Below are 23,328 nucleotides of genomic sequence, written 5' to 3'. Positions count from 1 at the left end.
AGCGCCTATCCGAGCCATCCACGCTTGTGGCCGTGGTGGTTCTGCATTTGGCTAGCCTGCGCGGTTTCCGGAGCAGCGATTGTCCTGCTGATCTGGCCGAAGGGTGAACGGGCAGGCAGCCCTTGGTTCTGGTTCTGCGTCGTCGGTATCCCGAACGGGCTTGTCGGCGTTCTGTTCGCGATCGAACGCGCACGCTATGAGGCCATGTGGTACCGCGCATACCACCGGAATCTCCATCGCGATCGATGGCTGGCGGAGCGTGTCCGTGTCGCACAGCAACCGCTTCGAGTGCTTGGCGTGGGTTATTGCTTGCCTTTGAACGGCCAGACGCTTGCCCAGGCGATCCGTGCCGGCGCGCGTCTGCCGCGATCGCAACAACCTCGCTATGGCGCGGGAGTCGTCGTGCATTGTCGCTTTGATGACCCACCGGAAATATCCGACGAGACCGGCGACGACGAGGAGATTGGTCCGGCCGGCGACAGTGGAGCCGATGCCGCAGCAGATGCGCCACTAAAACGACCCATTGCAGAATTGGCATTCAGGATCGCCGAAGCGCTCGAACCGATCGCCGCGAGCCTGCACGCGCTCACGCACTACGAAGCAACCCACTGGCCGAAGGTTCGCGTACTGGCCGAACCCGGCGAAGAAGCTTTCCGCGAGCAGGAAGTGCACGACGCGTTGCAATTGGCCGGTCTGCCGCTGCTTGCGGTGTCAGCTGCACCAGCTTCGCACGGGTTACTGATCGCGGACGCATGGCTCGACACCCGCGACGCATGCCCGCTGCTCGTAATCGCAACGGCATGGCATGAGGAATGGCCTCCGACTGGCAGCACGGAGGGATGTGTCGCGGTGCTGCTCGATGCCGGCGTCTATCGTCTACCGGAAGGGGTGCCCGTGATGGCGTCCCTGCATCGTCCTGTCGAGGGCAAGCCTGACGAGATCGAATACGGTTTCGCGAATGCCGTGATCTGGGGCGATACGGATTCCGATGCCGTGACGCGTGCCTGGACCACGCGTGCGGTCGCGCGTTGCAACCAGGGGCTGCGCATCGCGAATCTGGCGACGCTTGCGAATAGCGACGCGCAATACGACCTCGCTTACATCGTGGGGGATTTTGGCAATGCCAGCGGCTGGCTCTCCATCGCAGCCGCTATCGAATGCGGTGCTGTCGACGCGCCGCAACTGATCGTCGATGGCGTGCAGTCCGCCATCATTCATGTGCTTCCCGGTACCCATGGGAAGGAAACTTCGTTGCCTGGACACACTCAGCATGACCGATCCGAAACTGACTTTGCGATCGCTTGACTCGGCGCGCGCTGCAGACGCTTCGCCGTCCGGACGCGTTGCGCTCTGGGGCGTGGTGGTAGCGACGCTGATCATCGCGGCTTTCTCGATCGGCCTTGTATGGGTGCGCGGCGACTTGTTCGATCTCACGCCCGGCGGGGCGCGCATGCAGGTGGTGGTCGTCATCGTCATCGCGTTGATCGTATTCGTTGCCATACATCTCTGCCTGTTTTTTATCGGCGCATACGGCATCGCCGGACGAACGTTTCGGCGGGACATCGGCGACGCAACAAAGATGCAAAAGCCGCTCAAACGCGATGCCCGTCTGCAACGCCTGGTCGAGGAACTACGGGTATCGCGGGGCCGGCGCTGGCGATACCGCTTGCCGTGGCTGATGGTGACCGGTGCGGACACATTGCTCGATCAGGTCGCGCCGGGCCTGAAGCGCGCGGGCGCAATGCCGGTTGGCAACGCGATCCTCGTACACGCAGCACCTGACGGCATCGACGCGGGCGTGTGGCGTCGGCAGATCCGTAAGCTGCGCAGCAGACGGCCGGTCGACGGCATTGTGCACGTCACGCACGTGGACGAGCGCGATGTCGAATTGCCGCGCGTCCTCGCCGCGCTGGCCGCCGACATCGGCTGGGCCGCGCCTGTCACGTTACTGCACGCCGTGCCCGCGCAGGGCGATCGACCCGAGACGTTCGAGGCGATCGGTGCATTTCCAGGGGCGGCATACAAGGGGGAGCAGCCGGCGCTGGACTTGCGCGAGCAGCTTGCCGCGATCGAGCGTGGTACGGCGGACGCGGGCGTGCAGCAATGTACGGGGCCCACGCGGATCGGCTATCTGGCCGAAATCTCGCAATACATCGGGACACAGCTCGAACACATCGTGACCGGCTGGCAAGCGCTTCGTGCATCGCAGTGGCTGCGCGCGCCGCTAGCTGGCGTGATGTTCGCTCCGGTATTCAAGGCGACAGCAGCGATGCCGACGCCGGTGCCGATCGCCGCGGACGCGAGCACAACGGTGACCAACATCCCGATCGAGTTCCCGCCGCAACCGGCTGCACTGCTACCCGCGTGGCGCGCAATCGCCAGCCGGCGACGCATTGGCCGGCGGGTGGGAGTCTATTGGCCGGATGCGCTGGCGATGGGTGTGACCGTTGCGGCGATCGCGTGGTGCGCATGGATGACCGCATCGTTCATCGGCAACCAGCGACTCATGCGCGAAGCGAAGGCGGCAGCGAGCGCAGCGCTGGATGCCCGGCCGCGGACCGCAGCCGCCTGGCGCGCGCAACTGGGGCTACAGCAGTTGATGGAAAAGCTCGAATACCGGCAGCAGCATGGCGCACCGTGGCACCTGCGGGCGGGCCTGTCCCGCAATGACGATATCCTCGCCGGTCTCTGGCAACCGTACCGAATCGCTGCGACCCGCAACTTGCAAGCGCCTGTCGTGCAAACAATCGGCGAACTGTTGGAGGCAGCAGATCAGGCGCGCGCCGATAGCCTGCAATCGCAGGACGCGCGAGCTAGTACCTACAACGCGTTCAAGACTTATCTGATGCTCGGCGAGCCATCGCGCGCCGAACCCGCATTTCTGAAGCGCATGCTCGTCACCCTGTGGGCGCGGCCGGTCGAGATGCCGCTCGGCGAGCGTGACGATACCGGCAGGCGGCTTGCAGGCTTCTACGCCGATCACCTGAAAGCGCATCCCGAATGGCGGATAGCGACGAACGACCGCATCGTGACCTCGACCCGCAACATGCTGGTCACGCAAATGGGGCTCGCGTCGGCTGACGACACGGTGTACCAACGTATCGTCGACGAAGTCAAAAACAAATACGCCGACGCGTCGCTCGAAACGCTGCTGAATGGCGCCGATGCGCATGGAATGTTCAAGGCATCACAGACCGTCCCGGGGATCTATACGCGTGCGGCATGGGACGGCATGGTCGCCTCGGCAATCGACAAGGCGTCGCATGAACGCCGGATCAGCAGTGACTGGGTGTTGTCCGGCTCGCAGGCTTCGCAGACGATCGGCAATACGCTCGCGCAGGGCATGACCCGAACCACGGCGATCGACGATGAGAAACGCGCAGCCGAGGAACTGAAGCAACGATTGACGGCCCGGTATTTTGGCGAGTACACGGCGGCATGGCAGCGCATGCTCAATAGCCTGCAGTGGCAACCGACGTCCAACCTCGGTGGCGCGGTCGAGCAGCTTTCCCGACTGGCAGATGCGCAGACGTCGCCGTTGATCGCGCTGATGAAATCCGTGCAGTATCAGGCGCAAGCGGGGCGGCCGTCGCAGGCGCTGGCCGCCACCCTGGTGAGAAAGGCGCAAAACCTGATCGGGGCTGACGAGCAAGCAGGGGCGACCGTCGTCAACCCGCTCGACAAGGCGTTTGGCCCGCTGCTGGTGCTGATGGGCGACACGGGCGCATCGTCTGCCGCGGAAAACGGGAAGCGCGCCACGCCAGCCGACATCGCGCTAAGCGGTGTCAGCTTGTCGCGCTACCTGACGGCGGTCACGACGATGCGGCTGAAACTGCAGCAGATCGCGGGCAGTCCGGACGCTCAGGTCATGGCACGCTCGCTCGCCCAGGCCGTGTTTCAAGGCAAGTTGTCGGAATTGTCCCAGGCGCGCAACGACGCGGCGCTCACGGCCGCGAGCCTGGGTACGGCGTGGGCGGGCTTCGGCGATACGGTGTTTGCGCAGCCGCTCGAAACCGCATGGCAGACGATCCTGCAACCGGCCGCCGCGAGCTTGAATGACGCATGGCGAGCCGGTGTTGCCGCACCGTTCAACGCAGCGATGAGCGGCCGCTATCCGTTCTTCGATACGCAGGCCGATGCGTCCTTCGCCGAGCTCGGCCGCTATGTGCGACCCGATACCGGATTGATTTCGCGTTTCATCACGACCCAACTGGCCGGCGTGATGAAACTCGAGGGCGATCGTTGGGCGCCCAGCGAACTTGCACCGCAGGCCTTGCAGTTTGATCCGACATTCCTGAGCGCCGTCCGGCAGTTGTCGGCGGTTGGGGCACAGCTCTACCCGCAGGCCGATGCCGGGGAGAAATTCGACATGATGGCGCTGCCGACGCCGAACGTGACGCGATCGGAACTGTCGGTCGACGGCATGCAGATCGTCTATTTCAATCAGCAGGAGCGCTGGACCCCGCTGGCGTGGCCCGGCAACGGCTTGAACGGGCACGCGAGGCTCACATGGCAGACGCTCGACGCAGGCTTGCGACAGGCATTTGATTCGACCGGCGATTGGGCATTCCTGCGTCTGCTGAGCGAGGCGGAGATCAAGCCGCTCGATGGCGCGCGCTATCGGCTCACGTGGAACACGGGGAGCGGCGAGCCGCTGTCGTACGTGTTGCGTACGCGGGTCGGCGCCGGGCCGATCGACTTGCTGAAACTGCGCGGGTTTCGCATGCCGGATCGCATTTTCGTCGTCGGCAAGGCGGGCGTCGAGCCGACGCCGCCGCTTCTTCCGCCGCTGCCACAGGATTTCCAGCCATGAGTGAAGACGACAACCATCCGACGAAGCCTGCAGGGAGCGGTTTCGGTGTGGATGACGATCGATACCTGCGCTACTTCGATGCGGAGATGCGTTATTTGCGCGAGGCGGGGAGGGAGTTCGCGCGGTCCCAGCCACACGGAGCCCGCCGGGTCGGAATGACGATGCCTGGCGCGCGTCACGACAGTGTCGAGCAGACCTACGAGGCTTTCGCGTTCCTCACGAGCCGGCTGCGGATGAAGCTCGACGACGCAGCGCCGGAAATCACCGATCCACTGCTCGATCATCTGTGGCCGCATACAGGCCGCACGATTCCGTCGCTGACCATCCTCGAGTGCGTGCCGCGCAGCGGCGAGGCGCGCGTACTCGATACGTTACCGCCCGGGTTGCAGGTACGTTCGACACCGGTCGGACCGGACGGGACCATATGTGTCTATCGAACCACTCGAGCGATACACTTGCTACCGCTCAACGTGCGGGAGGCGGGCGCACGCATGCGCGAGGACGGCCGCACGGTCATCCGTCTCGCGTTCGACCTGCTGCATCGCGAGCAGCGATTGCTGGACGACCTGTCGCGTATCCGGCTATACCTGCATGGCGACCGGCCGACTGCATCGGCGCTGTACGCGGTTTTCACGCGCCAGGTGGAGTCGATCGGCGTGCGCATGCCGCGCGTGCTCGACGGCCAGCTACAATCACGCCCGGCGATGACGATCGAGGCAGCGGGCTTCGGCGCACAGGCGCGACTGTGGCCGACCGACCTCGATGTACGCGACGTCGATCTCGACCGCGAGCAGACGATGCTCGAATATTTCGCGTTCCCCGAGAAGTTCCACTTCGTGGACTTGTGCGGTTTCGACGCGGCCAGCGTGCCACCGGGCGAAACGCGTCTTGAATTCGAAATCGTGATTCGAGACCGAATCCCCGGTGACGCCACGTTCGATGCGGACAACATCCGGCTGTTCTGCACGCCGGTGATCAATCTGCTCGAACTGGACGCCCAGGCAATCCGCCCCAATGCGCATGACCGCGACTATCCGGTGCGCGCCCCGACCTCCGCAGGCGAGCACGTCGAGCCCTACGATGTACTGTCGGTCGTGGCGACCGATCCGCGCACCGCGAGGCAATACCCGTATCAGTCGATCAAGGCATTCCGGCACCGCGGCGGGATGATGCGGCACGAGTCGCCGGATCGGTACTACCACGCTTCGATTCGGCAGGGCGTAACGGGCCAGCGCGAGATGGTCGTGACGTTGGGCGGGCATCTGTGGGCGGAACCGGGCAGCTTGCCGGACGCACACGTAACGGTCCGCGTATTGGCGAACAACGGGCGGCTGCCGCGCATGGCGCTGCGTGAATCGATGATTACCACGCCTGCTTCGACCTTCAATGGCGTCGAGCGCGTGCACAACTTGACAGCCCCGACGATGCCGCTGTATCCGCCGCGCGGTGGCGACTATGACTGGCGGGTGATTTCTCACTTCAATGGGGCCGGCACAACCGAACTGAACATGATGGACGCGAATGTGCTGCGCGGCGCGCTGTCGTTGTACGACTGGACGCGAGAGGGCGATAACCGGCGACGCATCGACGCGATTCATCACGTTTGGCTCGATGAGGAAACGGAACGGGTGGGGGCGCGCGTCGACCGTATCGTGAATGTGAACGTGGGTATCGAGCCGTCCGGGTTTGCCGGGCCGGGCGACGTCGCGCTGTTCGGTGACGTACTCAGTCGCTTCGTCGGCCGCTATGCGTGCTTCCATTTTTCGGTGCGGCTCGTGCTGTATGAAGGCGTGGGCGGCCCGAGCCGGCGCTATCCATGCACGATCAAGACGGGAGACTGGCTGTGACGCCGCGAGCACATCCGATGATGCGAAGCGTTCGATTCGCGGCTGCTACTGCAACGACGGCCGCGTTGCTGTCTGGCTGCGGGTTGTGGCAATCGATGAAAGAGACGACCGCCGGCATGACACACGCGATTTTCGTCACGAAGGTCAAGCAGATGAACCTCGTGATCGAAAGCCGCGCCGCGCTCAACGAGAACGAGCAGGGACAATCTCTACCGGTCGTGATGCGCATCTATCAGTTGAAGGATGTGAAGGTTTTCGAGAGCGCGGCTTACGTCTCGCTGCTTGATGACGACAATGCGTTACTGAGGGCCGATCTGCTCGACAGCATGGAGGCCACGCTCGTGCCTGGCGCCACGGTGACGCTGTCCGCGCCGATGGCAGCCGACGCGCAAGCCGTGGGTGTGGCTGGGTTCTTTCGCGATCAGCGTGGCGCCGAATGGCAACTGGTGATTCCGAAGTCGAAGTGGAAGAAGACGGACCCCGTCAAATTGGTCGTGACGGGCAACCGGATGGAACTGGCACCCTGAACGAGGGAATGCGCCGGTGGTGGGCATGGTGCGTTGCATGCGGGGTTTGCAGTTTGCACACGCCACGAGGTCGAACGCGGACGCCCGCGCCCGAACGGCCACAGGCCATCACTCCGGCAAATCCCGCTGGCTCACATCCCACTCGATCCCGCCCGCATTGAGCTGCTCGATCTTTTCCATCCGCTGTCGCGCCAGTTCCGGCAGCCGGTTCGTCACGCCGATCACCAGCGCTTCGGCGAGCGCGAGCGCCGGTACGTTGGTCTGCAGCATCGCGAAAGGACGACCCTGAATCCGCAGCACGATCTCCGCGAACTCGCCGATCGGCGAGCGCCATTCGTCGGTGATCAGCAGGATTCGCGCGCCGAGCCGGTGCGCGGCCTGCGCGAAGCGGATGCTGTCCTTCTGGTAGCGGCGAAAGTCGAAGATCACGAGCACGTCGTTGCGCCCCATGTCGGCCAGCGCGACGGACGCGAGATTCACGTTCGGCTCGACGGACTGCACATGCGGCCGTGCATACGCGAGCGTAAACGAGAACAGGGACGCGAGCGGCGCCGTATAACGACCGCCGCCGCAGAACACGCGCACGTCCGGATCGGCCAGCACCGCCACGGCCGCATCGAATGCAGCCGCGTCGAGCCCTTCGATCGTGGTCGCGAGCGATTCGGACAGCCGCTGGAAAATCGCCGCATGGCTGTCGCGCATGCCCGTTTCCGAATGAAACGCGTCCATCCGCGCGAGCGGCGAATTCATCGCGGTGTCGATCTCGTCGTGCAGCGCCTGCTGGAACGACGAATAGTTCGGAAAGCCGATCCTGACGACGAAGCGGAACACGGTCGGGTCGCTGACTTCCGCCTGCTTCGCAAACTGCGCGATCGGGCCCAGCCCGAGACTGGGATAGCGATCCAGCAACGCCTGCGCGACCTTCTGTTCCGACGGCGTGAAGCTATCCATCTGGGATAACAGCAACGCCCTGATGCTCGTCCCCATCGGCACTCCGGCTCTCTATCTGAATGGATTGACCAAACGGCAGACGGGCGCCTGCCGGCAACTGCACGCATGTTAGCCGATTGACGTGCGGCAACCCGCGTGTGGCCCGAAATTAGAGGGACGTATCACTCGGTCAGCGAATACGTTCATATGTGTAATAAATCGAACATACATCGGTGCGCGTGGCGAGGTCCACTCCCGCTGAATTTAGTGGTTACCCTAGTTTTTGGCGCAAAAAAGTGAGTGTTATGATCGCGGCCTCGCTGAAATGTATCGTTTATTACATGCTGGATGGGCCGGGCCGAATACGCAGTGGCGCACCGATGCATCCCGGCATGGCCCGGTTTATTCGTCTGGAGGATTCCGTCATGAGGCGGCTGGTAGTACTCACCCTGTTGTCGGCGATGAGCGTGTGCGCGTTCGCCGCGTCGGACCCGGCGATCGAAGCGAAGAACGGCATGGTCGTGTCGTCGCAGCACTTCGCGTCGCAGATCGGCGTCGACATCCTGAAGGCGGGCGGCAACGCGGTGGACGCGGCGGTGGCCGTCGGCTATGCGCAGGCCGTGACCAACGCGTGCTGCGGTAACATCGGCGGCGGCGGTTTCATGACGATCCACCTAGCCGACGGTCGCGACCGCTTCATCAATTTCCGCGAGACCGCACCGGCCGCGGCGTCCGCGAACATGTATCTCGATGCGTCGGGTAACGTGATTCCGGAGCAGAGCCTGTACGGCTATCGCGCGGTCGGCGTGCCGGGTACGGTGGCCGGCCTCGATCTCGCGCAGCGCAAGTACGGGAAGCTGACGCGCAAGCAGGTGATGGCGCCGGCGATCCGGCTCGCGCGCGACGGCTTCGTGCTGACGCGCGGCGATACGGACATCCTCGATACGACGGTCGAGCGCTTCAAGAAGGATCCGGAAGCCGCGCGCATCTTCCTGCGCCCGGACGGCACCGCGTTGCAGCCGGGCGATCGCCTGGTGCAGAAGGACCTGGCCCGCACGCTCGAGCGCATCGCGGAGCAGGGGCCCGACGCGTTCTATCACGGCGAGATCCCGAAGATCGTGGAGGCGGCGGCGAAGCGCGGCGGCGGCGTGATCACGGCGGCCGATTTCGCGTCCTATCGCGCGCAGGACATGGCGCCGCTGACCTGCACGTATCGCGGCTACGAGTTCGTGTCGGCGCCGCCGCCGAGCTCGGGCGGCGTGACGATGTGCGAGACGCTGAACATCCTCGAAGGGTATGACCTGCGCAAGCTTGGCTACCACTCGGCCGCGGCGGTCCACTATATGACCGAAGCGATGCGCCACGCGTACGAAGACCGCAACACGCTGCTCGGCGACCCGGACTTCATCGACAACCCGATCGCGAAGCTGACGAGCAAGGAATACGCGGCGCAGATCCGCAAGAGCATCCATGCCGATACGGCGACGCCGTCGGTCGACGTGCAGCCCGGTGTCGGCGTGCACGAGAAGCCGGAAACGACGCATTACTCGATCGTCGACCACGACGGCAACGCGGTGTCGACGACCTATACGGTCAACGGCCGCTTCGGCGCCGTGGTCATCGCGCCGGGCACGGGTTTCTTCCTGAACGACGAGATGGACGATTTCACCGTGAAGGTCGGCGCGCAGAACCTGTTCGGCCTCGTGCAGGGCACGCGCAACTCGATCGCGCCGGGCAAGCGTCCGCTGTCGTCGATGGCGCCGACGATCGTGAAGAAGGACGGCAAGGTGTTCATGGTGGTTGGTTCGCCGGGCGGTTCGCGCATCATCACGATCACGCTGCAGACCGTGCTGAACGTGATCGACTACGGGATGACGCCGCAGGACGCGGTCGCCGCGCCGCGCATCCATCACCAGTGGCTGCCGGACGCGGTCTATTACGAAACCTACGGCCTGTCGCCCGACACGCTCGCGATCCTGCGCAACATGGGCTACAAGATGGTCGAGCAGACGCCGTGGGGCGCCGCCGAGCTGATTCTGGTCGGCCTGCCGGGCACCGAAGCGGCGAGCCGCCAGAGTTCCGGGAACGATTCGTCCGTGTCCGGCAACGTGCGTGCCGGCTTCATCTACGGCTACAACGACCCGCGCCGTCCGGCGGGCGCCGCGATCGGCTACTGACCGATCGCTTCATGCCGAATCGCTGCCGCCGGCGTTCGCGTTGCCGCGAATGCCGGTGCGGCGGCAGCGCGTCCGTCGGTGGACATTCGCCAGCCTGAGCGGCACGCGCGCCTTTTTTCCGTCAACTCCGTCGCCATGCGGCGAATTCCGTCATGAACAAACGAATGTCTGCGGCAGGCTGGATCCTGCTCGCGATGGCAGCCGGCATCCTGATCGGCTACCTGATCTATACGCAGCTTCCGGACAAGCAGTCGGCCGCGGAAATCGCCGGCTACATCTCGCTCGTTTCCGACGTGTTCCTGCGGCTGATCAAGATGGTGATCGGCCCGCTGGTGTTCTCGACGCTGGTCGTCGGCATTGCGCACATGGGCGATGCGTCGTCGGTCGGGCGCGTGTTCGTGAAGGCGCTCGGCTGGTTCGTCACCGCGTCGCTGATTTCGCTGCTGCTCGGCCTGCTGATGGCGAACCTGCTGCGGCCCGGCGAGAACCTCGGCCTGCCGCTGCCGGATATCGGCGCGTCCGCGCATCTGGCGACGTCCAAGTTCACGCTGAAGGATTTCGTCGGCCACATGGTGCCGAAGTCGATCGCCGAGGCGATGGCGAACAACGAGATCCTGCAAATCGTCGTGTTCTCGATGTTCTTCGGCGTCGCGCTCGCCGCACTTGGCGAGCGCGGCAAGATCCTCGTCGCCGCGATCGACCAGCTCGCGCACGTGATGCTGAAGATCACCGGCTACGTGATGAAACTCGCGCCGCTCGCGGTGATGGCCGCGATGGCGTCGACCGTCGCGGTCAACGGGTTGTCGATCCTGCTGAAGTTCGCGGTGTTCATGGGCGACTTCTACGTGAGCCTCGTGCTGCTGTGGGCCACGCTCGTCGCGGCCGGGCTGCTGTTCCTCGGCCGTCGCGTGTTCAAGCTGCTCGTGCTGATCAAGGAAGCGTTCATGCTGTCGTTCGCGACCGCGAGCTCGGAAGCCGCGTATCCGAAGATCCTCGACGCGCTCGACCGTTTCGGCGTGCGTCGCAAGATCTCGAGTTTCGTGATGCCGATGGGCTATTCGTTCAACCTCGACGGCTCGATGATGTACTGCACATTCGCGTCGCTGTTTATCGCGCAGGCGTACAACATCCACCTGTCGCTCGGCACGCAGATCACGATGCTGCTGATCCTGATGCTGACGTCGAAGGGGATGGCCGGCGTGCCGCGCGCGTCGCTCGTCGTGATCGCGGCGACGCTGCACCAGTTCGACATCCCGGAAGCCGGGCTGCTGCTGATTCTCGGCGTCGACACGTTCCTCGACATGGGCCGCTCCGCCACGAACGCGGTGGGCAATTCAATCGCGAGCGCGGTGGTCGCGAAGTGGGAAGGCGAGCTGATGTCGGAGTCCGAGGCGAACGCGCATGCCGCGCATCTCGATGCCGAACTCGAACGGCAGAACGGTGCTCCGGCCTATGGCGCCGGTCAGACCACATCGACCTGACGGTCAGGCCGCCAATGCGTCGTCGATGCACGCCGCGAGCACCATCGCGGCGGCGTTGCCGGGCGTCGAGCCGAGCAGTTGCGGCGCATAGACGCTGTCGCCGATCTCGATCGATCGCCCCGACAACGCACACACTCCGCGCTTGCGCGTCGTGAACAGGCGCCACTTCTGGTAGCCGTAATGTCCGGTGCAGGCGTCGCACCACGAAATCATCACGGTGTCGGCCGTGGGCCGTTCGAGCACGCTGATGGTCGGCTTGCTCGTCGCGTCCCACGACGGCAGCCGGTCGCGCGTGATGCTGCGCCGCCGCGGCCCGCTCCACGAGACGGATGGCATGTCGAAGCTGCCGATGGCGGCGACGGTCATGAGCCAGGGCGCTAAACGGTTGTTCATGTCAGTTTTCCTCTAAACGTTACGCGACACCGCCAAGCGCGATATCACGACAGGCGGATGCGCGGCTGCACCCAGCCGTTGATCCGTTCGGCGATCCACAGCAAGGTCGCCTTCGAGAAGCCGTGCAGCGCCTGCTGGTGCCGCCGGTAGAGCATCAGGTGGCTGAACTGCGCGAAGCGCCCCTGGATGAAGCCGCCGCGGAAGAACCCGAACTGCCCGAGCGTGCCGAACGCGTCGTAATCGCTGATCGACACCAGCGCGCCGAAATCGTGGAACGCGAATGGCGGAATCGGCGTGCCGTCGAGCCACGCGGGCAGGTGCTTCGCGAGATGCTCGGCCTGCTGCGTCGCGACCTGCGCGGTCGGCGGCAGCGGCCGTTCCTGGCCGTCGAGCTGCAGGCTTGCGCAATCGCCGATCGCGAACACATGTTCGTCGCCGCTCGCCTGCAGCGTGGAGCCGACGACGATCTGGTTCGCGCGGTTCGTGTCGAGCCCGCCCAGCCCCTGCATGAAATCGGGCGCCTTCACGCCGGCCGCCCAGACCATCAGGTCCGCTTCGGCGAATGAGCCGTCGCCGTAATGGAAACCGTTCGCGTCGGCCGACGTGACACGCGTCGACGTCAGCACGCGAAAGCCGATCTGCTCGAGCCGCCGCTGGGCCGACGCGGAAATCCGCGGCGGAAACGCGTTGAGGATGCGCGGGCCGCTTTCGAGCAGCGTGAGCTGCAGCCGCTCGCGCACCGTTTCGTCACCGTACGCCTGCGCCACCTCCAGCAAGCGGCTCAGCTCCGCCGCGAGTTCCACGCCCGTCGCCCCCGCGCCGACGATCGCGACGCGAAACGGCTCGTCGCGCGCGATGCTGCGGAACACGCGCATCCGCAACGCTTCGTTGAAGGTCTCGGCCTGGCGCTGGCTGTCGATGAAGTAGCAGTGCTCGCGCACGCCGGGCACGCCGAAATCGTTGGCCTGGCTACCGAGCGCCAGGATCAGCACGTCGTATTCGAGTTCGCGAGCGCCGATCACGACGTCGCCGTCCTGGGAGCGGATCTCGCCGAGTTGCACGCGGCGGCGCGCGCGATCCAGCCCCTTCAGTTCGCCGGGCTGGTACGTGTAGCCGTGGTCGCGGGCATGGGCGAGGAAGATCACCTGTTGCTGCTGGACGTCGCGCGTGCCGGCCGCGATCGTATGCAGCATCGGCTTCCAGATATGCGTCGGACTGCGGTCGACGATCGTGACCTGCGCCCGCCCGGACCGGCCGAGACGCTCGCCCAGGCGGGTCGCGAGCTGCAACCCGGCGATCCCGCCGCCGACGATGACGATACGTGTAGGGGTTGTCATGGATAAATCATCACGTGATGAATAAGGTATGATCCTAGCGCTTCCCGGCTCCGCGTGTCAACGAAGCGGGGCAGGCAGGCCGCCCGATTCCGGGTCGGGAAACCGGGGCCGGATACGGGCATTCGAATCGTTCAAGGAGCAGGAAAAACGTGGCAGAAGTCACTGAGCGCGCGCCGTCGAAGCGGCGTACGCGCGGACGGCCGCTGGCGGAGGCGTCCGTCGGTCCGGACGTGATATTGCGGGCCGCGCGCCGCACGTTCGCGAAGCGCGGCTACGACGCGACGAGCGTGCGCGAAGTCGCGCGCGAGCTGGGCATCGACGCGGCGCTGATCGCCCATCACTTCGGTGCGAAGGAAACGTTGTGGCTGGCCGTCGTCGAGCAGATCGTCGAGCTGGCCGAACCGATGTTCGACGCGCTGCACGCGTTGCGCACGTCGCCGCTGTCGCATCGCGACCGTGTGCGGCGCGCGCTCGAGCTGTGCGTCGATCACGAATTCGCGGAGCCGGATATCGGCATGTTCTTCTCGACGGCGGCGACCGAGGAGGGCGGGCGGCTCGATCGGCTGCAGGAGCGGATCGTGCGCCCGTATCACGACGCGATGTTTCCGCTGCTGGCGGACGCGGTCGAGGCCGGCGCGATCCGTCCGGTCGATCCGAACGTGCTGTTTTTCATGATCGCGAGCGCGATCGGCACGACGGTGTCGTACAGCCACATGATGCTGGAGTACACGTCGCTGCCGACGCGGCCGGAGGCGTTCCGCGAGGCCGTGCTCGGCGTCGTGTTCAACTTCCTCGGCGACCGGGACTGAGCGCCGCGCGCGATGCGCGCGGTCACGTCGCCACAACCAGTCCCAGTTCGCGCACCGCGTTCCGCGCGGTGTCGCGCAGCGCATCGACGAGCGGCGACGGCGTACGGTACGCGAGCGCCACTTCGTATGCGAGCGGGCTGCCCGCATCCTTCAGTTCGCAGAACGTAATGCCTCGCGGCTGCATCGGCACGAACAGGCGCGGCATCAGCGCGACGCCGATGCCGCCGGCGACGAGCCCGGCTGTCGTCTGCATCTGGCGCGGCTGCTGGACCACGCGTGGCGCGAAGCCCGCCTGCGCGCACGCCGTCACGATCAGCGCGTGCATGCCGGGTCCGTGGTGCGCGGCAAACATGACCCACGGTTCGTCCGCCAGTTCGGCCAGCGCGATGCGGCGGCGGCGCGCGAGCCGATGCCCGTCGGGCAGCGCGGCCACCATCCGGTCGTGCAGCAGCGGCTCGACATGCACGTCGCCGGCGTCGGGCACCGGCAGCACGACGAGGCCGACGTCGGTGCGGTCCTGACGCAGCGCGAGCACCTGCTCGGCGGTCGTCCCTTCCTCGAGCTGAAAATCGACGTTGGGATGCCGTTCCTGGAACGCGCGCAGGATCAGCGGCAACAGCGCATTGACCGTGCTGTCGACGAAGCGTAGCCGCAGCGTGCCGCCGAGGCCGGCGCCCGCGCGGCGCGCGACGGCCACCGCGCGCTCGGCCTGTTCGAGCGCGCGCCTCGCTTCGAGCAGGAACGCTTCGCCGGCCGGCGTGAGCCGCGCGCCGCGATTGTCGCGTTCGAACAAGGCGACGCCCAGTTCATCCTCGAGCTTGCGGATCGCCGCGCTGAGGGGCGGTTGAGCCATGTGCAGCCGTTCGGCCGCGCGGCGGAAGCTGAGCGTTTCGGCCACCGCGATGAATTGGCGGAACTGACGCAAATCGATCATGCGATACCTGTTTCGTATCAAGACGTCATTGAATTCGTATTTTACCTATCGCTGCGCGTTGCCCACACTGCAACTGTCACCAAGCGTCAACACCGAGGAAAGGAGGGCAGGTCATGACGGGCAACGAACAGCAACGCACGGCGATCGTCACGGGCGGGTCGAGCGGGATCGGTTTCGCGATCGCGAACCGGCTGGTGCAGGACGGGTATCGCGTCGCGATCGTCGGGCGCGATGCGGCGAGGCTGGAGGCGGCCGTCGAGCGTCTCGGCGGTGAGGCGATCGGGCAGGCCGGCGATCTGAGCGTCCGGCGCGACGCGGAAGCGGCGGTCGCCGCGATCGTCGCGCGATGGCCGCGTATCGACGTGCTGGTCAACAACGCGGGGCTGACCGGGCGCGTCGGCGCGGATACCGAAGCGGGGGAGGCCGAGGCCGTATGGGACGCGGTGCTCCGTGCGAACCTGAAAAGCCTGTTCCTGACGACGATGGCCGTGCTGCCGCACCTGGCCGACCGTGCCGCGCGAATCGTCAACATCGGTTCGATCGCGGCGCGCGCCGGCAGCCTGTTGCCGGGCGGCCTCGCGTATGCGGCCGCGAAGGCCGGCGTCGAAGGCTTCACCGTCGCGCTGGCGCGCGAGCTCGGGCCGCGCGGCGCGACGGTCAATACGGTCGCGCCCGGCTATATCGCCGGCACGCGCTTGTTCGGCGATAGCGGCGTCGCACCGGCCGTCGCGGCGATGATTCGCGTGCAGACGCCGGCCGGCCGCGCCGGGCAGCCGGACGACGTCGCCGATGCGGTCGCGTGGCTCGCCGGGCCGCGCGCGTCGTTCGTCACCGGCGCGACGATCGCTGTGAACGGCGGCTGGCGCGTCGGATGATGCACGGCGCGCGCGGCCTGCGTGTCATGCGGAATCGATCGGCGGCTTGTCGCCGAGCCAGCGCCGCGCGCCGGGCCCGTTGCGGCCCGCGCGGTCTTCCGGGTTCGTCAGCTTGCAGCGTTTCAGCGACAGGCAGCCGCAGCCGATGCATTCGTCGAGGTTGATGTAGAGCCGCTGAAGCTCCTCGATCCGGCTCGCGACGCGCTGCTTCCAGCCGCGCGACAGCCGCTGCCAGTCCTTGTTGCTCGGCGCGGTGTCCTCGGGCAGGCTGACGAGCTGTTCGGCGATCTCGTCGAGCGAATAGCCGATCTTCTGCGCGAACACGATGAACGCGATCAGCCGCAGCACCGCGCGCGAATAGTGGCGATGGCTCGAGCCGTTGCGGTGCGACTTGATCAACCCGCGCATCTCGTAGAAACGCAGCGTCGACGCCGGCACGCCGCTGCGCGCGGCCACTTCGCGGATCGACATCAGCGGCCATTGCGGCGTTTCCTGGATACCCATGACACCCTCCGGGAAAGCTTGACTTGAAGTTAACTTCAACTTTTATGCTACGCGGCAGTTTAACCCGTCGCGAGGCATCATGTTCTCCTTTTCCCTACGCAGGACGCCGCCTTTTGGCGCCGCCTGCGCCCTGTTGCTGGCGTTGTCGGGTTGTCACGACGGCAAAGGCGCATCGTCGGCTTCCCCCCTTCCCGAAGTCGGCGTCGCCACGATCGCGCCGCGTATCGTCCGCCTCGCGGACGAATTCAACGGGCGCGTCGAAGCGGTCGACGCGGTCGAATTGCGACCGCGCGTGAGCGGCTATCTGCAGCGTGTCGCGTACAAGGAGGGCGACGTGGTCGCGCAGGGCGCGCTGCTGTTCGAGATCGATCCGCGTCCGTACCGGATCGCGCTCGACCGTGCGAATGCGCAGCAGCAGCGCGCCCGTGCGGCGGCAAGCCTCGCGAATGTGCAGCTCAAGCGCGTGCAGACGCTGATCGATGCGCATGCGACGTCGCAGGAAGAACTCGACAATGCGCGCGCCACCGCCGAGCAGGCGCGCGCGGATCTGCAGGCGGCCGATGCGGCCGTTGCCGATGCGAAGCTCAATCTCGGTTTCACCGAAGTGCGCGCGCCGATCGCGGGTCGCGTCGGCCGCGCGGTCGCGACCGTCGGCAACCTCGCGCGCTCGGACGACACGCTGCTGACGACCGTCGTGTCGCAGGATCCGGTCTACGTGTATTTCGATTGCGACGAGCAGAGCTACCTGCGCTACAACGCGCGGCGCGCCGATCCGACGCATCGCGCGATCGGCGCCGATCCGGTGCGCATCGGCCTCGCGAACGAGACGGGCTTCCCTCATGCGGGCACCGTCGATTTCCTCGACAACCGGCTCGATCCGCAGACCGGCACGATCCGCGCCCGCGTGCGGCTGCCGAACGCGGATCATACGTTTACGCCGGGGCTGTATGCGCGCGTGCAACTCGTCAGCGGCCGCGACCAGCACGCATTGCTGGTCGACGACAAGGCCGTGCTGACCGACCAGGATCGCAAGTACGTATACGTAATCGGCCCCGGCGACAAGGCGCTGCGCCGCGACGTGACGATCGGTCGCGAACTCGACGGCGAGCGGATCGTCGAGAAGGGGTTGCAGGCGGGCGATCGCGTGGTGGTCGACGGCGTGCAGCGCATCTACTATCCGGGCGCGCAGGTGAAGCCGAAGGCGCTGCCCGCGCGTGCCGCGGCGGACCCCGGCGCCGGCACGCAGGCCGTGGCCGACGCCGGCGCGCCTGCCGCGCAATGACGGGAGCGATACGATGGATTTCTCCCGATTCTTCATCGACCGGCCGATCTTCGCGGTCGTGCTGTCGATCGTCATCTTCGCGCTCGGCCTGATCTCGATTCCGATGCTGCCGGCCGGCGAATATCCGGAAGTCGTGCCACCGAGCGTCGTCGTGCGTGCGACGTATCCGGGGGCGAACCCGAAGGAAATCGCCGAGTCGGTGGCCGAACCGCTGGAAGAGGCGATCAACGGCGTCGAAGGCATCATGTACATGAAGTCCGTTGCCGGTTCGGACGGCAGCCTGCAGGTCGTCGTGACGTTCCTGCAGGGCGTCGATCCCGACACGGCCGCGGTGCGCGTGCAGAACCGCGTGAGTCAGGCGCTGTCGCGCCTGCCCGACGAGGTGCGCCAGTACGGCGTGACCACGCAGAAGCAGTCGCCCACGCCGCTGATGTACGTGAGCCTCTATTCGCCGGACAACAGCCGCGATTCGCTGTACCTGCGCAACTACCTGACGCTGCACGTGAAGGACGAGCTGTCGCGCCTGACCGGCATCGGCGACGTCGGCGTGTACGGCTCCGGCGACTATGCAATGCGGCTGTGGCTCGACCCGAATCGACTCGCGTCGCGCGGGCTCACCGCGAGCGACGTGATCGCGGTCGTGCGCGAGCAGAACGTGCAGGTGTCGGCCGGCCAGCTCGGCGCGGAGCCGTCGCCGAAGAAGAACGACTTCCTCGTGTCGATCAACGTGCGCGGCCGGCTGCGCACGGCGCAGGAGTTCGGCGACATCGTGCTGCGCAACGGCGACGACGGCCAGGTCGTGAAGCTGTCCGACGTCGCGCGCATCGAGCTCGGCGCGGGCGACTACACGCTTCGCTCGTATTTCAACGACAAGCATTCGGCCGTCGTCGGCATCTTCCTGTCGCCGGGCGCGAACGCGCTCGACGTCGCGAAGGCTGTGTATGCGAAGCTCGACGAGCTGTCGAAGCGCTTCCCGCCCGGCGTCGCCTATCGTCCGGTGTGGGACCCGACCGTGTTCGTGCGCGAATCGATCCGCGCGGTGCAGCACACGCTGATCGAGGCCGTCGTGCTGGTCGTGCTCGTCGTGATCCTGTTCCTGCAGACCTGGCGCGCGTCGATCATTCCGCTCGTCGCGGTGCCGGTGTCGGTGGTCGGCACGTTCGCGTGGCTCTACCTGCTCGGCTATTCGATCAACACGCTGACGCTGTTCGGGCTCGTGCTCGCGATCGGGATCGTCGTCGACGATGCGATCGTGGTGGTCGAGAACGTCGAGCGCAACATCGCACAGGGTTTGAGCCCGCGCGACGCCGCGCACCAGGCGATGCGCGAGGTGTCGGGGCCGATCGTCGCGATCGCGCTCGTGCTGTGCGCGGTGTTCGTGCCGATGGCGTTCATGTCGGGCGTCACAGGTCAGTTCTACAGGCAGTTCGCGGTGACGATCGCAATCTCGACGGTGATCTCCGCGATCAACTCGCTGACGCTGTCGCCCGCGCTCGCCGCGAAGCTGTTGCGTCCGCACGGCGCGCCGAAGGATGCGTTGACGCGCGCGCTCGATCGCGCGTTCGGCTGGCTGTTCCATCCGTTCAACCGCTTCTTCGAGCGCAGCTCCGACCGCTATCACGGCGTCGTCGGTCGCACGCTGAAGCGGCGCGGCGTGGTGTTCGCGGTCTATGCGGCGCTGCTCGCGGCGACCGCGCTGCTGTTCAACGCGGTGCCCGGCGGTTTCATCCCGGTGCAGGACAAGCTGTACCTGTTCGCGGGCGCGAAGTTGCCGGAAGGGGCGTCGCTCGCGCGCACCAGCGCGGTGACCGAGCAGATGACGAAGATCGCGCTCGGCATCGACGGCGTCGAGATGGTGCCGGCCTTTGCCGGATTGAATGCGCTGCAGGGCGTGAACACGCCGAACATCACGAATTCGTACGTGATCCTGAAGCCGTTCGACCAGCGCCATCGCAGCGCCGCGCAGATCAATGCGGATCTGAACGCGCGCTTCGCGGCGATCGATGGCGGCATCACGTATGCGCTGATGCCGCCGCCGATCCAGGGCCTTGGCAACGGTTCGGGTTACTCGCTGTATCTCGAGGATCGCGGCGGGCTCGGCTACGGCGAATTGCAGAAGGCGCTCGCCGCGTTCCAGGCGGCGGTCGCGAAGACGCCGGGGATGAGCTATCCCGTCAGCTCGTACCAGGCGAACATTCCGCAGCTCGAGGTGAAGGTCGACCGGCTGAAGGCGAAGGCGCAGGGCGTCGCGCTGACCGATCTGTTCAATACGTTGCAGGTGTATCTCGGCTCGATGTACGTGAACGACTTCAACGTGTTCGGCCGCGTGTATCGCGTGATGGCGCAAGCGGATGCCGGCCACCGGCAGACGGCCGCCGACATCGCGAACCTGCGCACGCGCAACGCGAAGGGCGAGATGGTGCCGATCGGCTCGATGGTGACGGTCGGGCCCGCGTACGGTCCCGACCCGGTCGTCCGCTACAACGGCTATCCGACCGCCGACCTGATCGGCGACGCCGATCCGAAGGCGATGTCGTCGTCGCAGGCGATCGCGAAGCTGCAGCAGATCGCGAAGGACGTACTGCCGCCCGGCATCACGCTCGAATGGACCGACCTCAGCTACCAGCAGGTCACGCAGAGCAATGCGGCGATCGTCGTGTTCCCGCTCGCGGTGATGCTGGTGTTCCTGGTGCTCGCGTCGCTGTACGAGAGCTGGACGCTTCCGCTCGCGGTGATCCTGATCGTGCCCGTGTGCATGTGCGCGGCGCTGTTCGGCGTGTGGCTGTCCGGCGGCGACAACAACGTGTTCGTGCAGGTCGGACTCGTCGTGCTGATGGGGCTGGCGTGCAAGAACGCGATCCTGATCGTCGAATTCGCGCGCGAGCTCGAGATCCAGGGCACGGGCGCGGTCGAAGCGGCGCTCGAAGCGTGCAAGCTGCGGCTGCGCCCGATCGTGATGACGTCGGTCGCATTCATCGCCGGCTCGGTGCCGCTGCTGATCGGCAGCGGTGCAGGCAGCGAGGTGCGGGCGGCCACTGGCGTCACCGTGTTCGCCGGGATGCTGGGCGTCACGCTGTTCGGGCTGTTCCTGACGCCCGTGTTCTACGTGGCGATCCGCAAGCTCGCGGGCGGCACGCCGGCCGTCTGGAGCGAACAGCACGGCACTCTCGAAGGAGAAAACCGATGAGCGCCGTTTTCCGTCTTTCCGCGTTCGCGATGTCGGTGACGCTGGCCGCCTGCGCGGTGGGCCCCGATTTCAAACGGCCGGATACGGCCACCGCCGCGCGGTTCGCGCGCGACGCTCACCCGGCGACGCAGCGCGACGGGGCGCCGGCCGATACACGGCCCGATATGCCGCCCGATGCATCGGCGGCGGCCGACGCCACGTTCTGGCGCGGCTTCGGCGATCCGACGCTCACGCAGTTGATCGATACGGCGCTCGCGGCGAACCAGGACCTGCAGGTCGCCGTATCGCGCTACGACGCGTCGAACGCGCTGTTGTCGCAGGCGACGTTCGATCGCTATCCGACGATCACCGCGAGCGGTCAGATTGGCCATCAGCTGACGAGCAAGGACCAGGCGTTTGGCGCGCCGCGCAGCCAGCGCGATACGCCGATGTCGAGCGTCGGCATCAATGCCGCGTGGGAACTCGACCTGTTCGGCCGCGTGCGCCGCTCGATCGAATCGCAGCGCGCGGAAACGGCTGCCAGCGCGGCCGACGTGCGCGCGGTGCGCGTCGCGATCGCGGGCGAGGTCGCGAGCACGTATGTCGACCTGCGCGGCTCGCAGGAGCGGCTGCGGATCGCTCGCGAGAACGCCGACAACCAGAAGCAGACGCTCGCGCTGATCAATGCGCGCGTCGGCGCGGGACGCGGCTCGGATCTCGATGCGGCGCGAGCACGCGCGCAGTACGAATCGACGACGTCGCGCATCGCGGTGTACGAAGCCGCGATCGGCGTCGACGAGCATCGGCTCGCGGTGCTGACCGGGCAGACGCCGGATGCGTTGATCGGCCGGTTCGATTGGCCGAAGACGGCCGCGCCGACCGGCACGCCGGTGCCGTTGCCGGCGCTTGTCGCCGACATCGATCCCGGCACGCCGGGCGACCTGCTGCGCCGGCGTCCCGATGTCGCGGCCGCCGAGGCGCGCCTGCATGCGGCGACCGCACGCGTCGGCATCGCGACCGCCGACCTGTTTCCGCGCTTCACGCTGTCCGGCCTGCTCGGCAGCGCGACGAGCAGCTACGGGTTCTTCCGTGCGGGCAGCGACACGAACCTGATCGCGCTCGGCATCGACTGGTCGTTCCTCGACATCGGCCGCGTGCGTGCGCGGATCGCCGCGAGCGACGCGGAAGCGGTCGGCCAGCTTGCGCAGTACCGGCAGACCGTGCTCGGCGCGCTGGAGGAAACCGAGAACGCCCTGCTGCGGGTTGCCCGCACGCGTGACGAGACCGCGCACCTCGTGCGCGCGGCCGACGACAGCGCACGCGCCGCGCAGCTCGCGCAGGCGCGCTTCTCGGCCGGCGCGATCGACTACTACGAAGTGCTCGACGCGCAGCGGACGCTGCTGCAGGCGCAGGATGCGGCGGCCGACGGGCGGATGCGCAGCGCGGCGTCGACGGTCGCGCTGTACAAGGCGCTCGCGGGCGGCTGGCCGGCGGGCACGGGGCAGGGCGCACAAGGCCCGCTCGCTCGGTCGGGGAGGTAGCGCGAGCAGTGCGGCGCGGCGGTCGTGGCGCCGCGTCGTGCGACGAAACGCTTGCCTTGCCGATCGGCGGGCAAGACGGATGCGATGGCAGACGCATGAAAGGGCCGTCGTTCTCGCGGTAAAATTTAATTGCAACTGCAATTAAGCGAGAGGAACGACCTGACATGAACGCAACCGAACCCGATCTGTGGTTCTCGTTCGTCCGCACGCACCGGACGATGATCCGCGAGATCGAGCGTCGCCTCGCGGCGGCCCGTCTGCCTGCGTATGCGTGGTACGACGCGCTGTGGGGGCTCGAAAGCGGACCCGACGGCACGCGCCGGATGCACGAACTGGCCGACGTGCTCGCGATCGAGCGCTACAACCTGACGCGGCTCGTCGACCGGCTCGAACAGGAGGGGCTCGTCACCCGCACGCGTTCGGCGGACGACGGCCGTGCGGCGTTCGCGAGCATCACCGACAAGGGGCGGACGCTGCGCAAAAAGATGTGGAAGGTGTACCAGTCGACGGTCGCCGAGCTTTTTCTCGACCAGTTCACCGGCAAGGGGCGGGCGGCGATGGTCGCCGCGCTCGATCGTGCGACCGCTGCGGCGCGCGACGCGGCAGCCGACGCGAAGTAGCGGTACCCGGCGCACCGAGCGGCCACGCGCCACGCGTCGAGCGGAGACGCTGCGCGGCCTTGCGGCGCGTGGATGCCGGGCGCTGTACGGGC

At 66.5% G+C, this 23,328-nt stretch carries 17 protein-coding genes; 12 read left to right on the top strand and 5 right to left on the bottom strand.

What is annotated here, in order from left to right; translation table 11 throughout:
• The first annotated feature begins 24 nt into the window (after positions 1 to 24).
• The 4 genes from A9Z05_RS17945 to tssJ are packed head-to-tail and all read left to right on the top strand — an operon-like array spanning position 25 to position 7,187.
• Positions 25 to 1,305 (top strand): hypothetical protein, encoded by a 1,281-nt coding sequence (locus A9Z05_RS17945; protein WP_256122023.1) that lies wholly within the window; start codon positions 25 to 27, stop codon positions 1,303 to 1,305.
• The gene (locus tag A9Z05_RS17940; protein ID WP_069619304.1) at positions 1,271 to 4,813 is read left to right on the top strand and encodes an ImcF-related family protein; all 3,543 of its coding nucleotides are present in this window, start codon (positions 1,271 to 1,273) and stop codon (positions 4,811 to 4,813) included. Before A9Z05_RS17945 ends, A9Z05_RS17940 begins: the two co-directional genes overlap by 35 nt.
• A complete protein-coding gene (gene tssF / locus A9Z05_RS17935) occupies positions 4,810 to 6,660 on the top strand; it encodes a type VI secretion system baseplate subunit TssF (protein ID WP_084044314.1) in 1,851 nt (616 codons plus the stop codon). Before A9Z05_RS17940 ends, tssF begins: the two co-directional genes overlap by 4 nt.
• Entirely contained in the window at positions 6,630 to 7,187 is a 558-nt protein-coding gene (tssJ, locus tag A9Z05_RS17930) for a type VI secretion system lipoprotein TssJ (protein WP_256122022.1), read from the top strand. The genes tssF and tssJ overlap by 31 nt, the downstream gene beginning before the upstream one ends.
• 108 nt (positions 7,188 to 7,295) lie before the next feature.
• On the opposite strand, the gene A9Z05_RS17925 is transcribed toward tssJ, so the two are convergent.
• The gene (locus tag A9Z05_RS17925) at positions 7,296 to 8,174 is read right to left on the bottom strand and encodes a MurR/RpiR family transcriptional regulator (protein WP_069619302.1); all 879 of its coding nucleotides are present in this window, start codon (positions 8,172 to 8,174) and stop codon (positions 7,296 to 7,298) included.
• Between the two features lie 368 nt (positions 8,175 to 8,542).
• On the opposite strand from A9Z05_RS17925, the gene ggt reads away from it, so the two are divergent.
• Both ggt and A9Z05_RS17915 read left to right on the top strand, forming a co-directional pair.
• Positions 8,543 to 10,294, top strand: coding sequence for a gamma-glutamyltransferase (gene ggt, locus A9Z05_RS17920; RefSeq protein ID WP_069619301.1), 1,752 nt, complete (start codon positions 8,543 to 8,545; stop codon positions 10,292 to 10,294).
• Between the two features lie 152 nt (positions 10,295 to 10,446).
• Positions 10,447 to 11,775, top strand: a complete 1,329-nt coding sequence (locus A9Z05_RS17915) for a dicarboxylate/amino acid:cation symporter (protein WP_069619300.1) — start codon at positions 10,447 to 10,449, stop codon at positions 11,773 to 11,775.
• A gap of 3 nt (positions 11,776 to 11,778) precedes the next feature.
• On the opposite strand, the gene A9Z05_RS17910 is transcribed toward A9Z05_RS17915, so the two are convergent.
• Positions 11,779 to 12,168: a DUF3331 domain-containing protein gene (locus A9Z05_RS17910; RefSeq protein WP_069619299.1), complete on the bottom strand. Its 390-nt coding sequence runs from the start codon at positions 12,166 to 12,168 to the stop codon at positions 11,779 to 11,781.
• A gap of 44 nt (positions 12,169 to 12,212) precedes the next feature.
• On the bottom strand, positions 12,213 to 13,505 hold the full coding sequence (locus tag A9Z05_RS17905) for an NAD(P)/FAD-dependent oxidoreductase (RefSeq protein ID WP_069619298.1): 1,293 nt from the start codon (positions 13,503 to 13,505) through the stop codon (positions 12,213 to 12,215).
• Between the two features lie 149 nt (positions 13,506 to 13,654).
• Here A9Z05_RS17905 and A9Z05_RS17900 point away from each other — a divergent pair, with 149 nt between their 5' ends.
• The gene (locus A9Z05_RS17900) at positions 13,655 to 14,314 is read left to right on the top strand and encodes a TetR/AcrR family transcriptional regulator (protein ID WP_069619297.1); all 660 of its coding nucleotides are present in this window, start codon (positions 13,655 to 13,657) and stop codon (positions 14,312 to 14,314) included.
• Positions 14,315 to 14,336: 22 nt separating this feature from the next.
• Here the strand turns inward: A9Z05_RS17900 and A9Z05_RS17895 are convergent, their stop codons facing one another.
• Positions 14,337 to 15,248: a LysR family transcriptional regulator gene (locus A9Z05_RS17895; protein ID WP_069619296.1), complete on the bottom strand. Its 912-nt coding sequence runs from the start codon at positions 15,246 to 15,248 to the stop codon at positions 14,337 to 14,339.
• 113 nt (positions 15,249 to 15,361) lie between these two features.
• Between A9Z05_RS17895 and A9Z05_RS17890 the strand changes: the two genes are divergently transcribed.
• Positions 15,362 to 16,123, top strand: a complete 762-nt coding sequence (locus tag A9Z05_RS17890; RefSeq protein WP_069619295.1) for an SDR family NAD(P)-dependent oxidoreductase — start codon at positions 15,362 to 15,364, stop codon at positions 16,121 to 16,123.
• Positions 16,124 to 16,147: 24 nt separating this feature from the next.
• Here the strand turns inward: A9Z05_RS17890 and soxR are convergent, their stop codons facing one another.
• Positions 16,148 to 16,627, bottom strand: a complete 480-nt coding sequence (gene soxR, locus A9Z05_RS17885; RefSeq protein WP_069619294.1) for a redox-sensitive transcriptional activator SoxR — start codon at positions 16,625 to 16,627, stop codon at positions 16,148 to 16,150.
• 79 nt (positions 16,628 to 16,706) lie between these two features.
• Here soxR and A9Z05_RS17880 point away from each other — a divergent pair, with 79 nt between their 5' ends.
• The 4 genes from A9Z05_RS17880 (at position 16,707) to A9Z05_RS17865 (ending at position 23,236) form a co-directional block, all read left to right on the top strand.
• Positions 16,707 to 17,909: an efflux RND transporter periplasmic adaptor subunit gene (locus tag A9Z05_RS17880; protein WP_069619293.1), complete on the top strand. Its 1,203-nt coding sequence runs from the start codon at positions 16,707 to 16,709 to the stop codon at positions 17,907 to 17,909.
• A 13-nt stretch (positions 17,910 to 17,922) separates the two neighbouring features.
• The gene (locus A9Z05_RS17875) at positions 17,923 to 21,096 is read left to right on the top strand and encodes an efflux RND transporter permease subunit (protein ID WP_069619310.1); all 3,174 of its coding nucleotides are present in this window, start codon (positions 17,923 to 17,925) and stop codon (positions 21,094 to 21,096) included.
• Entirely contained in the window at positions 21,093 to 22,616 is a 1,524-nt protein-coding gene (locus tag A9Z05_RS17870; protein ID WP_069619292.1) for an efflux transporter outer membrane subunit, read from the top strand. Before A9Z05_RS17875 ends, A9Z05_RS17870 begins: the two co-directional genes overlap by 4 nt.
• A gap of 164 nt (positions 22,617 to 22,780) precedes the next feature.
• Positions 22,781 to 23,236 (top strand): MarR family winged helix-turn-helix transcriptional regulator, encoded by a 456-nt coding sequence (locus A9Z05_RS17865; protein ID WP_069619291.1) that lies wholly within the window; start codon positions 22,781 to 22,783, stop codon positions 23,234 to 23,236.
• Positions 23,237 to 23,328: the final 92 nt, after the last annotated feature.

The organism is Burkholderia sp. A2 (assembly GCF_001729305.1).
GTDB lineage: Bacteria > Pseudomonadota > Gammaproteobacteria > Burkholderiales > Burkholderiaceae > Burkholderia > Burkholderia sola.
Note: the sequence above shows the minus strand (reverse complement) of the source record. Positions and strands in the feature narration are given on the sequence as shown.